At 65.8% G+C, this 13,982-nt stretch carries 12 protein-coding genes; 4 read left to right on the top strand and 8 right to left on the bottom strand.

All coding sequences use genetic code 11. The features are described 5' to 3' along the window. Nucleotides 1-3 precede the first annotated feature (3 nt). Together ACP7BY_RS18170 and ACP7BY_RS18165 are read right to left on the bottom strand one after the other, a co-directional pair. On the bottom strand, nucleotides 4-1,272 hold the full coding sequence (locus ACP7BY_RS18170) for a TolC family protein (protein ID WP_137903068.1): 1,269 nt from the start codon (nucleotides 1,270-1,272) through the stop codon (nucleotides 4-6). Nucleotides 1,273-1,284: 12 nt separating this feature from the next. Continuing rightward, nucleotides 1,285-1,917 carry a cation transporter gene (locus tag ACP7BY_RS18165; RefSeq protein WP_033966326.1) on the bottom strand — a complete coding sequence of 211 codons (633 nt, stop codon included), beginning with the start codon at nucleotides 1,915-1,917 and terminating at the stop codon, nucleotides 1,285-1,287. Nucleotides 1,918-1,996: 79 nt separating this feature from the next. Here ACP7BY_RS18165 and ACP7BY_RS18160 point away from each other — a divergent pair, with 79 nt between their 5' ends. The 4 genes from ACP7BY_RS18160 (at nucleotide 1,997) to ACP7BY_RS18145 (ending at nucleotide 6,705) form a co-directional block, all read left to right on the top strand. After that, nucleotides 1,997-2,392 carry a MerR family transcriptional regulator gene (locus tag ACP7BY_RS18160; protein ID WP_033966325.1) on the top strand — a complete coding sequence of 132 codons (396 nt, stop codon included), beginning with the start codon at nucleotides 1,997-1,999 and terminating at the stop codon, nucleotides 2,390-2,392. A gap of 104 nt (nucleotides 2,393-2,496) precedes the next feature. Then, nucleotides 2,497-3,723, top strand: a complete 1,227-nt coding sequence (locus tag ACP7BY_RS18155) for an aspartyl protease family protein (protein WP_231565270.1) — start codon at nucleotides 2,497-2,499, stop codon at nucleotides 3,721-3,723. Between the two features lie 115 nt (nucleotides 3,724-3,838). Continuing rightward, nucleotides 3,839-5,800 carry an FTR1 family protein gene (locus tag ACP7BY_RS18150; RefSeq protein ID WP_033966324.1) on the top strand — a complete coding sequence of 654 codons (1,962 nt, stop codon included), beginning with the start codon at nucleotides 3,839-3,841 and terminating at the stop codon, nucleotides 5,798-5,800. Between the two features lie 32 nt (nucleotides 5,801-5,832). Further along, the gene (locus tag ACP7BY_RS18145; RefSeq protein WP_033966323.1) at nucleotides 5,833-6,705 is read left to right on the top strand and encodes an undecaprenyl-diphosphate phosphatase; all 873 of its coding nucleotides are present in this window, start codon (nucleotides 5,833-5,835) and stop codon (nucleotides 6,703-6,705) included. Between the two features lie 45 nt (nucleotides 6,706-6,750). Here ACP7BY_RS18145 and ACP7BY_RS18140 read toward each other — a convergent pair whose 3' ends face one another. The 6 genes from ACP7BY_RS18140 to ACP7BY_RS18115 all read right to left on the bottom strand — a co-directional run bounded on the left by ACP7BY_RS18140 (nucleotide 6,751) and on the right by ACP7BY_RS18115 (nucleotide 13,910). Continuing rightward, nucleotides 6,751-7,140, bottom strand: a complete 390-nt coding sequence (locus ACP7BY_RS18140) for a copper-binding protein (RefSeq protein WP_033966321.1) — start codon at nucleotides 7,138-7,140, stop codon at nucleotides 6,751-6,753. Nucleotides 7,141-7,157: 17 nt separating this feature from the next. Continuing rightward, the gene (locus ACP7BY_RS18135) at nucleotides 7,158-10,295 is read right to left on the bottom strand and encodes an efflux RND transporter permease subunit (protein ID WP_033966320.1); all 3,138 of its coding nucleotides are present in this window, start codon (nucleotides 10,293-10,295) and stop codon (nucleotides 7,158-7,160) included. Continuing rightward, entirely contained in the window at nucleotides 10,292-11,782 is a 1,491-nt protein-coding gene (locus ACP7BY_RS18130; protein WP_137903069.1) for an efflux RND transporter periplasmic adaptor subunit, read from the bottom strand. The genes ACP7BY_RS18135 and ACP7BY_RS18130 overlap by 4 nt, the downstream gene beginning before the upstream one ends. Further along, nucleotides 11,779-13,008, bottom strand: coding sequence for a TolC family protein (locus ACP7BY_RS18125; protein WP_033966317.1), 1,230 nt, complete (start codon nucleotides 13,006-13,008; stop codon nucleotides 11,779-11,781). The genes ACP7BY_RS18130 and ACP7BY_RS18125 overlap by 4 nt, the downstream gene beginning before the upstream one ends. Before the next feature lie 134 nt (nucleotides 13,009-13,142). Next, nucleotides 13,143-13,445, bottom strand: a complete 303-nt coding sequence (locus ACP7BY_RS18120) for a hypothetical protein (protein ID WP_033966316.1) — start codon at nucleotides 13,443-13,445, stop codon at nucleotides 13,143-13,145. A 96-nt stretch (nucleotides 13,446-13,541) separates the two neighbouring features. Continuing rightward, complete coding sequence (locus ACP7BY_RS18115) at nucleotides 13,542-13,910, bottom strand: hypothetical protein (protein WP_033966315.1); 369 nt, start codon at nucleotides 13,908-13,910, stop codon at nucleotides 13,542-13,544. Between the last annotated feature and the right edge of the window lie 72 nt (nucleotides 13,911-13,982).

Raw genomic sequence — 13,982 nt, 5'->3', positions numbered from 1 at the left:
GGATCAGTCCTTGCGTGCGGAAGCGGTCAGGCGGTCGAGCTGGGCCTGGGCGTTGTGGAAAGCGGCAAGTGCGTCGATCGCGCCCGATCGGGTTTCGGCCAGCGTGCGTTCCGCCTCGAGCAGATCGAGCTGGCCGAACTTGCCTTCGCGATAGCCGATCCGGGCAATGCGCGCCGCCTCCTGCGCTGCGGCGAGGGAAGGCCCGGCGGCGGTTCTAGCGGCCGCTGCGGCGTTGGCGACATCGGCCTGCGCTTGCCCGATTGCCTGTTCATTTTCGAGTTCGGCAGCGCGGCGGAGCGCCGCAACTCTGTCGCGTTCGGCGCTTGCCTGCGCGACCGAAGACGCACCGCTGTTGAAGAACGGCAGCGGTACGGACACGCCAAACACCGCCGCCACGTCATTGTTGATCGGCAGGCGCCGGATTCCGGCGCTCAACGTCACATCGGGAAGGCGTTGCGAGCGTGCGAGGCGAAGTTGCGCCTCTGCCGCTTTTTCGTCGGCCCGCGCGGTCGCAACGGTGAGATTGCTGTTCGCATCGCGGCGGGCCGGCCCATAGCCGTCGACCCGGTCGAACCAGGACTGGTCGAGCGCGCCCGTCACGGGCCGGCCAATCCGGCGGCCGAGATTTACCCGTGCCAGGTCAGCCAGACGGACAGCGCGGTCCACCGCCGCGTCGGCGCTGATCCGCAGCACTTCGGCGCGCTGCTCCTCAAGCGGCGACGCGCGACCAGCCACAACCCGAACATGGGCCGCGCGAAGCGCCTCTGCCGCGATCGCCGCCTGGTCCCGTGCTGTCGACAGACGCCGATCGGCGGCGACGGCTTCCACATAGGCTTGCGTTACGGCCAGCCGGAGGTCCGCGCCGGCCGCGACGCGCTCGATCTGCGCGCGATTGCCCTGGGCATCGGCAACCGCGATCCGGGCCGATCGCTTGCCGCCCAATTCGACCGGTACGCCGAGCGAGACGGTCTGCTTGGGCGCTTCGATGTCGTTATAGGCGCGCGAACCACCGACATTCTCGATGTCGGCGCTCAGCGACGGGTTTGGCCGAAGACCGGCGACACGGCGGGCCGCGCCCGCGGCACGCACGCCGGCATCGGCAGCGTCGATATTGGGCGAGGCCGAACCAGCGAGGTCGAGAGCGTCCGCGAGCGTCAGGACGGGGGCGTTCGCGGGTGCGGCCGTCTGGGCACGGGCAGCCGGGGCGCCGAATGCGGCGGCGAGGACGACCGCGACGAGCGCGCAAGCCAAGGGGTTCGAGCGTGATGGCATGGGACCTGGGACTTAGAGGGTGGGACTGAGTTCGCCCCGCGCATTGCGGACGATCTCATAGGCAGAATGGAGAAACAGGAGGGCAATCACGCCGGCGACCAAAAGGTCGGGCCATGCGCTGCCGGTCCAGGCGACAAGCCCGGCCGCGACGATCACGGCGATGTTCGCAACGGCGTCGTTGCGGCTGAACAGCCAGATGGCTTTCACATTGGCGTCGCCTTCGCGGAAACGGGCGAGAACCAAAGCCGCGGTGACGTTGACGGCAAGTGCCACCACACCGATCCCGCCCATCAGCTCCGCTTCCGGCACGGTCGCATGCAGCGCCCGCCAGATTGCGAAGCCGATGACGCCCAGGCCCAGGCCGCCCAGGAAAAGCCCCTGGGTGAGTGCGACCCCGGCGCGGGCGCGGGCAGACCATGCGAGCGCCATCAGACCCAACAGGCTGATCGAGCCATCTCCGAGGAAGTCGAGCGAATCCGCCTTCAGGGCCTGGCTGTCGGCGATGAAGCCGCCGACCAGCTCGCACAGGCCGAAGGCGAGGTTGAGGACGACGACGATGGTGAGCGCGCTTCGATAGGCAGGGTCGTGCTGCGCGCGTTTCTCGTCGCCATGACAGGCGCAGGAGCTGGAAGCGGATTCGGTCATCGGCCTTCCCTACAATCTCTAGTCACTGTAGGAGCAAGCAAAATGCGAGCAGTTCGCGATAGTCAGGAAAGAGGACGGCATGAAGATCGGAGAGCTGTCGCGCGCGACCGCCACCAAGGTGACGACGATCCGCTTCTATGAGGAGATCGGGTTGCTCGACCGGCCGGTGCGGACCGAGTCCAATCGGCGCACCTATGCGCTTCGCGATGTCGATCGGCTCAACTTCGTTCGCAACGGCCGCAGGTTGGGCTTCTCGATCGAGGAGATCCGCTCGCTCATTGCGCTCGCGAGCGAGCCTGGGCGCGATTGCGGGGAAGCCATGGCAATCGCCTCTCGCCACCTCGCCGCAGTCGAGGAACGATTGGGACAGCTCGCAGCCCTTCGCGACGAACTGGCGGCGATGAGCCGGAATTGCGATCGCCAGCGGATCGCCGATTGCCGCGTCATCCAGGCGATTGCCCGGCCGGCCGCCTAGCAAACATGCCATCTCTCGCGAAAAGGCTTGATCCTCCAGCGGCTGGAGGAAGTAGGCGCCGACCGAGCGCTGCGATTATAGACAGCGACCAACCGAGTAATGTGGTGAAGCGCAATTCGGACGTCTCGACGGTGCAGCGACGATCGATACTCGCCGGCCTTCTGTCCGGCAGTGGCTTGGCGATGGCTGCCACGCCGTCCCGCTTGCTCGCCATGATGGCGCGTCGGGGCGGATTGTGGAGCGGGCTCCCTTCCGATGCCGATTGGGACAGCTTCGAAATGGCAACCGGCGATACGCTGGTGGTGCGCGCGGACGTTGGCGGAATTTCGGTCACGGCTGTTCTCGACAGCGGCAGCGCCGCTTCGATCATCAGCGCTTCGCTCGCGAGGCGACTGGGACTGGACGGTGCCGAGAAGCGCACGATTCGCGGATTGGGCGGACGAGCCTCTGCGGGGATCGTCCGCGACCTCGATGTCGTGATCGGCAAGCAGGCGCGCTACCTTGCGCTGGCCTATACTGCCGATCTCGATACGGCGTCGGCCGCGTTCGGGAGGCAGATCGATCTGATACTGGGTCAGGACGTGCTCGCCGGTCGATGCCTGGCGCTGGATTTCGCGAATGCTCGCTACGCCTTGGCCGAGCGCTTTGCAGGCGGACCGGATTGGGCTTCCGCGCCGATGGGGCACGGGAGCAATCGCGAGCTGCTGGACTATGCGTCGATCGGCGGGCTCGATCCCGTACCGCTCGTGGTCGACCTCGGGAGCAGCACAGCGCTGATACTGTCGCGCGACTATACTGATCGACACGGCTTGCTGGACGGTAAGCCACGTTCAACCGCGATTCTCGGCGGTGTCGACGGCAAGCGTCTCGCAACCTCGTTCATGGTGGATCGCACGGAGGTTGCAGGCCTCAGGGTGGATGTCATCCCCGCGCTCGCCGTCGATGATTGGCTTTCCGGCAGCACGGTTGGCAATATCGGCCTGCCGTTGTTCGCCCAATTCGACGTGGTGCTCGACTTCACGATCGGACGGCTGTGGCTTCACGCGCTCGCGGCAAGCCGCCGACCGGCCATGCTGGAGGACCATAGTGGCCTCGGCCTGGCGACTTCCACCAACGCCCTCGTTGTGGTCCATGTCGCGGCGGGAAGTCCTGCGGCGCGCGACGGTTGGGTGATCGGCGATCGGATCGTTGCGGTCGACGGCCGTCCGGTCGATGTCACCTATACGCGAGGGGCGCTCTGGCGCTGGCGCTTCGGAGCTGCCGGAAGACGCGTGAAGCTCACGGTCGACGGCGGTGCCGTCCGCGAGATCCAGCTCGTCGACTATTATTGATCCGGGCCGACCGATCCTCGTCCATGACGCGCATCACACCGTCCCGATAATTGCTATTGCGTCGTGCTCGCAAAGTTCTTGCTTCTACAGCTACTAGAGGTTGTAGGGCGTAACGATGTCCTACCTCCCTTTTCGCCGATTCTCAGCGGCAACGGCTCGGCGCGTCCTCGCCTCGGTTATCGCACTTTTTTGGCTCGTCACGACACCGGCCGGGCTGAGCGCGGCACCGGCCGCCGACCCGAACGACGTGCAAACCGCCTGGCGGCTGCTCGACTATATGGCCGTGGACTATGGCGGCGCTGTCGATGAAGGCCGGATAAAAAGCGCTTCTGAATATGCCGAGATGACGGAATTCGCGGCATCCGTGACGGCGCGGCTCAGGACCTTGCCGTCCACGCCGCAGCGCGCGGCATTGATGTCGGGGGCCGCGCGCCTCCAGGCCGTTATCGGCCGCAAGGGATCGCCCGAAGAAGTCGCGACACTGGCGCACGGACTGGCGGCAGACCTTCTCCAGGCCTATCCCGTCCCGCTCGCCCCCGCCACGCCGCCGAGCTTCCCACGGGGCGAGGGATTGTTCCAGACGACCTGCGCCGTGTGCCACGGCGCGACCGGTGATGGGCATGGCCCGAATGCCGCCAAGCTCAGCACCCCGCCGATCGCCTTCACCGATCTGACCCGCGCCCGCCAGCGAAGCATATTCGCGCTGTATCAGGTCATCGGCCAGGGCATTGACGGGACCGCCATGCAGAGCTTCGCCGATCTCCCAAGCGAAGATCGCTGGGCGCTCGCGCTGCGGGCCGGGAGCTTTGCCTTTACCGATGCGCAGGCACGCGAAGGCGAACGCCTGTGGAAGACGGATTCGGCGCTTCGGCAGCGCATACCTGACCTCAAGACTTTGGTGTCGCTCACCCCGGCGGCGCTTGCGTCGAGCATCGGCGAACGGCCGGCGCTGGCGGTGATGGCCTATCTGCGCCGACACCCGGAAGCGGAGGTCGCGCAGGCCCCGGCTTCGCTGGCGCTGGTTCGGGGAAAGCTCGCCGCCAGCCTCGACGCCTTCCGCAAAGGGGATCGTCGCGCCGCCAAAGAGATTGCACTCTCCGCTTATCTCGACGGGTTCGAACCGGTCGAGCCCACCCTAGGCGCACGCGACGCTACATTGCTGAGCCGGATCGAGGGTGAGATGGGCGAATATCGCGCCGCCATCGATCAGGGTGTTTCGGTGGAGGATCTCGCGAATCGTGTGCTCGTCCTGAACGGCTTGTTTGACGACGCCGAAGCGGCTTTGGCGCCAAGCGCGTCCAGCAATGCCTCGACGTTTGTGGGAGCGTTCACGATCCTGCTGCGCGAGGGGCTGGAAGCCCTGCTCATCATTGTCGCCATGATCGCCTTTCTCCGAAAGGCTGAGCGCACCGAGGTTCTTCCCTATGTCCATGGCGGTTGGGCCGGCGCACTCGCGGCAGGGCTGCTCACCTGGTTCGTCGCTACCTATGCGATCGGCATCAGTGGTGCGAGCCGCGAGCTGACCGAAGGGTTCGGCTCGCTGTTCGCTGCCGTGGTGCTGCTGTCGGTCGGAATCTGGATGCACGGCAAGGCGCAAGCCGATCAATGGCAACGCTACATCCGGGACAAGATGGCGCATGCCCTATCCGGTCGGTCGGCTTGGGTCTTGTGCGGACTCGCCTTCGTGGTCGTATACCGGGAGGTGTTCGAGACGATCCTGTTCTACGCGGCGCTCTGGGCGCAGGGTAATGGCGGTGCGTTGCTCGCGGGTGCCGGCGCGGCGGTATTGCTGCTAGGCGTGATCGCCTGGGCCATGCTGCGCTACAGCCGCCAGTTGCCGATCGCCCAATTCTTCTCCTACAGCTCGTGGTTGATGGCGGGGCTGACGGTTGTCCTGGCCGGGAAGGGCGTCGCGGCGCTTCAGGAGGCGGGGATCATCGACATCGCGCCGTTGGCGGCAGCGCCGCGCCTTTCGATGCTCGGCATCTTCCCGACTTGGCAGTCGATCCTGACTCAGTTTGCGATGGCCGCCGCGATATTCGTCGGTTTCTCGTTCAATCGGCGGCGGGCGTCCTGAGGCAGTCCGCTCTATACAGAGAAAGATAGCCTATGACCGCCGCATGCTCGCCTGGCGTCGATACCGGCTTCGTGTCGCTTGGTTATGCCAAGGTCGCGTGGCTGGGATTGGTCCAGGGAATAACCGAGCTGCTCCCGATATCCTCGACAGCTCATATGCGCGTCGTTCCCGCACTGCTGGGCTGGCGCGACCCCGGCGCGGCTTTCTCGGCGGCGATGCAGCTTGCCGCCCTGGTGGCGGTAGTCAGCTATTTTCGGAGGGACGTGATCCGGCTCGCAGGTGGCTCCGTCTCAGCTATCACCCAGCGGCGTTTTGACGACGCCGACCTGCGTCTGACGCTGCGGATTGGGCTCGCCACCCTTCCGATCGTGATCGCCGGCGGCGCGCTCAGCACCATCCTCAACCAATGCGCTTCGCCGCTTCGCAGCCTCACAGTGATCGGCTGGGCCTGTATTGGCATGGCGCTGCTGATGGCACTGACCGAGATCACGGCACGGCATCGGCGTACCGTCGAGAACTCCTCGCTTGTCGATGCGCTTGTGGTCGGGCTTGCTCAGGTAGGTGCCTTGATTCCTGGTGTGTCGCGGTCGGGCTCGACCCTCACCGCTGCCTTGGCGCTCGGCTTCAAGCGCGAGGAGGCGGCGCGCTTCTCCTTCCTGCTGGGTATCCCGGCGATCGCGCTTGCCGGGCTTAAGGAGCTGTGGGAACTCCACCGGGCAGGGCTCGACCTGCATGGCTGGTCGGTGCTGGGGCTGGGCTTGCTCACGGCCTCAATCTCCGCCTTCGCGGCAATCTGGGCGTTGATGCGAATCCTTGAGCGCTTCTCCGCGTGGCCCTTCGTCATCTATCGCGGCGCCCTCGGCATCCTCCTGCTCACGATGATCGCGCGGGGCGCGCTGGCCTGAAAGCACGGAGCCGGAATGGCGTCAGCCATCCCGGCTCCGAAGCGGTCATTGCGGGTGAACGCCGGTAACCTCTCCCGAGCTTCCGGTAAGTGTGACGTCGAAATCGACCTTCTCGCCTACCTTTGCCGCACCGGTGATCGCGGGTGCTGCCTTGAACGTCATCGTCATCGCCGGCCATTTTGCTTCGGGGATCGGACCATGGTTGAGCGTGATGGTGCCTGCGGTCTCGTCGATCGCGGTGACCGTGCCATGACCCTTGGCCTTGATGGCCGAGGTTGTGGAGGTTGCCATCGCCATATTGCCCATATCGCCGCTCATGGCTGCGGCAGGCGCCGCCTGGTTGGTCTCGGCCGCAACGGGCGTCTCCGCCTTCTTGCCGCACGCAGCGGTCAGGGCGACGAAGCCGAGGGCAATGGTCAGTCGTACATAGTGCATGGTCTTCTCCTTGCAGATTAAACGGGTTGATGGGTCGGCTTGGTCTTCGGCTTGCGGAGCAGCAGATAGGCTGCGGGCAGGACGAACATCGACAGCAGCGGCGCGGTCAGCATCCCGCCGATCATCGGCGCGGCGATCCGGCTCATCACCTCGGAGCCAGCCCCCGATCCGAGCAGGATCGGCAGCAGGCCGGCCAGGATCACCGCGACGGTCATTGCCTTGGGCCGGACGCGAAGCAGCGCGCCTTCGCGCACCGCGGCTTTTACCTCGGCTGCATCCGGATTGGCGTCCCGCTCCTCAAGCGCGTTCTTCAGATAGATCAGCATCACCACGCCGAACTCCGCCGAAACGCCGGCGAGTGCGATGAACCCGACCCCGGTCGCGACCGACTGGTTGAAGCCGAGCAAATAGAGCGTCCAGATCCCGCCGGTGAGCGCGAACGGCAGCGTACCCATGATCAGGGCCGCCTCGTCGAACCGACCGAAGATCATGTAGAGCAGCACGAAGATGATCAGCAGCGTCGCGGGCACGACCAGCTTCAATTTAGCGACGGCGCGCTCAAGATATTCGAACTGGCCGGAATAGGCGATGCTGACGCCCGGCGAGAGCTTTACCTGTTTCGCCACCGCGCGCTGGAGATCGCCCACGACTGAGGCGAGGTCGCGTCCGCGCACATCGACATAGACCCAGGTCGAGGGCCGCGCATTCTCAGTCTTGAGCATGGGCGGCCCTTCAGCGATCGATATGTTCGCTACCGTACCGAGCGTTATTTGCTGGCCTGAAGGGGTGAGGACCGGCAGTGCCCGCAAACCCTCTAGGCTGTCGCGCAGCTCGCGCGGATAGCGCACGCTGATTGGATAGCGGGCTAAACCTTCGACCGTTTCGCCGATCGTCTCGCCACCGATCGCACCCGAGACGATCGCCTGCACATCGGTGATGTTGAGCCCGAACCGGGCGGCGGCAGCGCGATCGATGTCGACATCGACATAGCGCCCACCGGTCAGTCTCTCCGCGAGCGCCGAACTGACGCCGGGCACGGTCTTCGCCACCGTCTCGACGTCATGGGCGATACGGTCGAGCTGGACGAGATCGGCACCCGACACCTTGACCCCGATCGGGCTCTTGATGCCGGTCGCGAGCATGTCGATGCGGTTGCGGATCGGCGGCACCCAGACATTGGCGAGGCCGGGGAGCTTCACCGTGCGGTCCAGTTCTTCAACGAGCTTGTCGGGCGTCATCCCCGGCCGCCATTGATCGCGCGGCTTGAACTGGATGGTAGTCTCGAACATCTCCAGCGGTGCCGGATCGGTGGCGGTCTCGGCACGGCCGGCTTTGCCGAATACGCTCTCAACCTCGGGCACGGTCTTGATCAGCCGGTCGGTTTGCTGGAGCAGTTGCGAGGCTTTCGCCGCCGACAACCCGGGCAGTGCCGACGGCATGTAGAGCAGGTCGCCTTCGTCCATATTCGGCATGAACTCGCCGCCGAGACGGGTGAGCGGCCAGGCCGTGGTCGCAAAGACCAGCGCCGCGATCAGGAGCACTGTCTTCGGTCGCCGCATCGTCCAGTCGATCGCGGGCCGGTAGATATTGGTGAGCCAGCGGTTGACCGGGTTGGATTGCTCGGGCGGGATCCTCCCTCGGATCAGCAAACCCATCAGGATCGGCACCAGCGTCACCGACAGGATCGCCGCCGACGCCATCGCATAGGTCTTGGTGAAAGCGAGCGGCGCAAACAGCCGCCCTTCCTGTCCTTCGAGTGTAAACACGGGAATGAAGGAGAGCGTGATGATCAGCAGGCTGAAGAACAGCGCCGGGCCGACCTCCGCGGCGGCTTCGGTGATGACGATCCAGCGCATCTCGCCCTCGAGATGCTTGTCCGGGTGATCCTGCTCCCAGCGCTCGATCTTCTTGTGGGCATTCTCGATCATGACGACAGCGGCATCGACCATCGCGCCGATCGCGATGGCGATGCCGCCCAACGACATGATGTTGGCATTGACCCCCTGGAACCGCATGACGACGAACGCCGCCAGCACCCCAAGCGGAAGGGTGAGGATCGCGACCAGCGCCGAGCGGACGTGCCAGAGGAACAGGCCGCAGACGATCGCGACGACGATGAACTCCTCGATCAGTTTGTGAGTGAGATTGTCGACTGCGCGATCAATGAGCTGCGAACGATCATAGACCGTCACCACCTCGACGCCGGGTGGCAAGCTCTTTTTCAGGTCGGTGAGCTTGTCCTTGATCGCAGCGATCGTTTCTCGCGCGTTCTTGCCCGAACGCAGGATCACCACGCCACCGGCGACCTCGCCCGCGCCGTTCAGCTCGGCGATGCCGCGCCGCATCTCGGGACCGATCTGGATCGTGGCGACATCACCCAGACGCACGGGCACGCCACCGGCGGCGGTCCTGAGCGGAATCGCCCGGAAGTCGTCGAGCGTCTTCAGATAGCCCGAGGCGCGGACCATATATTCGGCCTCGGCCATCTCCAGCACCGAGCCGCCCGCTTCCTGGTTGGCTTGGCTGATCGCCTGGACCGCTTGCTGATGGGTGATCCCATAAGCGGCCAGCTTCACTGGATCGAGCAGCACCTGATACTGCTTGACCATGCCGCCGATGCTGGCGACCTCGGCGACGCCGGTCACCGTCTTCAGCTCGTAGCGCAGGAACCAGTCCTGAATCCCGCGGAGCTGCGACAGGTCGTGGCGGCCGGTGCGGTCGACCAGCGCATATTCATAGACCCAGCCGACCCCGGTGGCGTCCGGTCCGAGCGCGCTGCGGGCGCTTGCCGGCAGCCGTCCCTGCACCTGGTTGAGATATTCGAGCACGCGGCTGCGTGCCCAATAGAGGTCGGTGCCGTCCTCGAAGATCACATAGACGAAACTGTCGCCGAAGAAGGAGTAGCCGCGCACCGTCTTGGCGCCGGGCACCGACAACATGGTCGTGGTCAGCGGATACGTGACCTGGTTCTCGACGATCTGCGGCGCTTGGCCGGGGTAGCTGGTGCGGATGATGACCTGCGTGTCGGAGAGATCGGGGAGCGCGTCGATCGCGGTCGATCGCACCGCCCAGACGCCCACGCCAATGAGCGCCAGTACGCCGATCAAGACGAAGAAGCGGTTCCTGACCGACCAGCGGATGAGATGGGCGATCACTGGCCTGCTACTTTCGCCATGCGGCGCACCGTCGGTCCGGCCGGAGGTTGATCGAACCCGAAACGGACTCGATCGCCGGTCTTGAGGCCGCGCGCGATCTTCGGATCGGGAAGCTGGAAGGTCATCGTCATTGCCGGCCAGCCGATCGCCGGCACTGGTTCGTGGCTCAGCGTTACCGTATTAGCGGTGATCTGCTCGATCTTGCCGACGGTCTCGTAGAGCGCCGCGGTAGCTGCGGGCTTGGCAGCCGCTGCCGGAGTCGTCCCGCCGATCGGGCGCGCCTGCAGACCCGACAGGCTGGCCTCGGAATCGATCAGGAATTGGCCCGAGGCGACGATCTTTTCGCCTTCGTTGAGGCCCGCGAGGATCTCGGTGTCGTCACCGGACTCCCTTCCGGTTTGCACCTCGGCCGGCCGGTAGCGCCCCTTGTCGAGCGCGAGCATCACCAATGTCCGCTTGCCGGTACGGATCAGCGCTTCGGACGGCACCAGCAGCGCCGGTTGCGTGGCTCCGCCGAACGACACGGTCGCGAACATGCCGGGACGCAGGCGCCCGCCACGATTGGGCAACTCGATCCGGACGGTCAGCGTGCGGCTGTCGGCCTGGGTCTCTGGCAGGATCGCGGCCACGCGGCCGGAGATGGTTTCGCCGGGGAACGCCGCGAGCGTGGCCTGCACGGTCTGTCCGGGTTTGAGCGGACCGGCGATCGCCTCGGGCACCGCGGCATTGAGCCAGACCGTGCCGAGGCCGTTGACCTCGGCGAGTGTCTGCCCTGCCGTCATCGTCATGCCAGCGCGTACATCCAGTGTCTTGATCACGCCCCCGGTCGGCGTGGAGATCGTGATGACATTGTGCGGCCGCCCCGTCCGCTCGACCGAAGCGATCGTGCCTGCCGGCATGCCGAGCAGCATGAGCCGTTGCCGTGCCGCCTGGGTCAGCGCCGCGTTGCCGGCGCGGCGGACCGCGAGAAACTCGGCCTGTGCGCCGCCCCATTCCGGCACCAGCAGGTCGGCAAGCGGGGCACCGGCGCCGATGATGTCGCCGGGCGCGCGGGCATAGACCCGTTGGACGAATCCGCCTGCGCGTGTCTGGACGATGGCGACATCGCGCTGGTTGAAATCGATCGTGCCGGTGGCGGTCAGGCTGCTCGCCAGCTCGCCGCGCCGCACGACGACCGTGCGCAGCCCCAGCGTCTGCGCCGTGGCCGGATCGATCCGCACGCCGGGTGCCTCGCTCCCGCCCTCGTCGGCATATTTGGGGACGAGCTGCATATCCATGAACGGCGATTTGCCTGGCTTGTCGAAGTGCTGCGACGGCACCATCGGGTCATACCAGTAGAGCGGTTTGCGGCCGGCATCGGCTGTTTGCTCGGGTGCGCCTTCATGTCCGCCGAGATGGGCGATGCCATAGCCTGCGCCACCGGCGACGAGGGCGAGCGCTGCGGCGGCAAGACCCAGTCGGGCGCGCGGTGATATCATGAGGCTCATCGCTCTTCGCTCCGGTAGGTGAGAGTCAGCCGGGCGCCATCGGCGGCAACCAAAGCTTCGCGGTCGAGGGTGGTCAGGGTCGCGTCCGCCAACGCGGCGTAGGCGTCTGCGATATCCACGAGGCTGGCGCGCCCTGCCGCGTAACTGGCGGTTTCCAGTTTGACGCGCTGCTCGGCGAGCGGTTGCAACGTGCCGTGTGCCCGCATCCATTGCTCGTGATGCATGACATGGTCGGCAAGATCGGCTTCGAGGTCGGCAGCGAGCGCCCGTCGGGCCGCCTCGCGCTGGGCCAGTATTCGCCCGGCATTAGCCTGGGCCTCGGCGATCTGGGCGTTCTGACGATTGCGGGTGAAGAAGGGCAGACTGACGGTCACGCCTGCCGAGACATAATCGCCGAAGCGGGGATCGCGGCGCTGGTAGGCCAGGTTGACACCGAAGTCGGAGCGCCGGCCGGCATCGGCCATTCGAACATCAGCATCCGCCTGGCCGGATTGGGCATCGATCATCCGGATGGTTGGTTGCCGATCCAGGCCCGCTCGAAGCGCAACTGGATCGACTGCAAAATCAGGAATCGGCCCGGCAATCTCAGGCGCCGGATCGCCCGTCCAGCGGGTCAATGTCGCACGCGCACGCGCGACGTTCGAGACCAGTTCGCTGCGGCGATCCTGCAGCGCCGCGACCGCCTGCTGTCCGGCAAGTGTCTGCGCCGGCCGGGCGTTGCCGGAAGCGACCGCGCTGGTCGTGGTCCCTACCACGCGCTGGAGCCGTGACAGTAGGTCGTCGAGCGCGGCCAACCTGCGCTCGGCATAGGCCAGGTTGATCCAGGCGAGCGCGGTGCCAACTTCGACGGTGCGAGCCTCAACTGCCGTATCGGCCTCCGCCGCCTTGATGTCGCTATCGGCGCGCGCCTGTTGCGCATGGCGCTTGGCGAGATTGGGAATGTCCTGGGATACCCCGACCCGCGCCATGGTGAAATTGTCCCGCTGCGGCTCAAACGCGAGCGGTCCCGAGATCGGGAAACTCTCGACACTCACGCCCAGCGTCGGATCGGGCAGCGCACCGGCCGCACCGCGTGCCGAACGCGCGGCATCGGCGCCGAGCGCCTTGGCCTTGAGCGACGGCGCTTCCTGCCGGGCGCGCTGGAGCGCAGCGTCGAAGGTGAGCGGCCCGGCGGACGCAATGCCGGGAATCGCCGCGAGCAGCGGCAGACATAGAAACAATCGCATGGAAATCTCCTGATCGCGAGATCAGGCCGGCATCGCGCAAGTGACGGGCACATCAGTGGCGGCGGAATGGGGGGCATCCCGCCGCCACTGCTGGCCTAGCCGTCTATGCGACCTGAAGCGGCCAGAACCTGTGCCTAGCCGGCCGAAGGGGCCGAAGGCGATGCCATGCCAGGCATTCCCTTCATGCAGTTAGCGGCGGCAGTGCTGCTCATCTTCATCATGTCGCAGTTGCAGCTTGCGACCTGCGTGGCATCTGGCACCCAGACACGCCGCGGTGCCTGCAACGGCGCACGCGGCCCATATTGCGGAGCCCGCTGCCACTCATAGTGACCCTGGGCCTGGCTGGATGCGGCGCCCTGCGCGAACGCGGGTGCTGTGATTGCGAGAGTTGAAAGCGCGACCGCGATCGTCGCGGCCGACAGGTTGATCGTTTTCATGATACTATCCTTGGTCTGAAATTCACTCTGGCGCGGGTTACGGCGCGCTCCGTCAGCCGCTCAGGGCTTCAGGAAGCGCGAACCCGCGCGCGAAGGTCAGGCAAGGAAGGTGGGTGGTTCCGGTTCAGGCCCGGTGTCGTGGCCGGTAAGGATGACCGATGTCGGCCAGAACGCTCCGGCAATCGGTGTCAGTTGGGCCGTCGACGGCGCGGCCGAATCTTTGACGCCGAGCACAGCGCTGCACGCGGCCATTGCCATGCAGCCGGGTTTGGAACCCTTGTCGGTCTTACCGGCTTTGGACGCGCAGTCCATGCAGCCGGTTGCCATCTTGCAGTCCGGCATGGCGGCATTGGAAGCGATCTGGTCCTGCGTCATCAACAGGCACGGCGCCGCGACCGCTATCCCGTTTCCGGCGAGGCCGAACAGGATGCCAATGCACAGGAGATGGCGCAGCAACTTCAGCACAGTATGAAAATGCTCCTCCCTTCCACGGGAGTCAATTCGTTGCGGCTGCGAAGAAGGTTACGGGTGCCGGAA

This window comes from Sphingomonas sp. PSPC2-2, from assembly GCF_049897725.1.
GTDB lineage: Bacteria > Pseudomonadota > Alphaproteobacteria > Sphingomonadales > Sphingomonadaceae > Sphingomonas.
Note: the sequence above shows the minus strand (reverse complement) of the source record. Positions and strands in the feature narration are given on the sequence as shown.

Coding starts and splice junctions, on each gene's coding strand:
- ACP7BY_RS18170 (WP_137903068.1), bottom strand. CDS start 1,272: ATGCCATCACGCTCGAACCCCTTGGCTTGCGCGCTCGTCGCGGTCGTC.
- ACP7BY_RS18165 (WP_033966326.1), bottom strand. CDS start 1,917: ATGACCGAATCCGCTTCCAGCTCCTGCGCCTGTCATGGCGACGAGAAA.
- ACP7BY_RS18160 (WP_033966325.1), top strand. CDS start 1,997: ATGAAGATCGGAGAGCTGTCGCGCGCGACCGCCACCAAGGTGACGACG.
- ACP7BY_RS18150 (WP_033966324.1), top strand. CDS start 3,839: ATGTCCTACCTCCCTTTTCGCCGATTCTCAGCGGCAACGGCTCGGCGC.
- ACP7BY_RS18145 (WP_033966323.1), top strand. CDS start 5,833: ATGACCGCCGCATGCTCGCCTGGCGTCGATACCGGCTTCGTGTCGCTT.
- ACP7BY_RS18140 (WP_033966321.1), bottom strand. CDS start 7,140: ATGCACTATGTACGACTGACCATTGCCCTCGGCTTCGTCGCCCTGACC.
- ACP7BY_RS18130 (WP_137903069.1), bottom strand. CDS start 11,782: ATGAGCCTCATGATATCACCGCGCGCCCGACTGGGTCTTGCCGCCGCA.
- ACP7BY_RS18125 (WP_033966317.1), bottom strand. CDS start 13,008: ATGCGATTGTTTCTATGTCTGCCGCTGCTCGCGGCGATTCCCGGCATT.
- ACP7BY_RS18120 (WP_033966316.1), bottom strand. CDS start 13,445: ATGAAAACGATCAACCTGTCGGCCGCGACGATCGCGGTCGCGCTTTCA.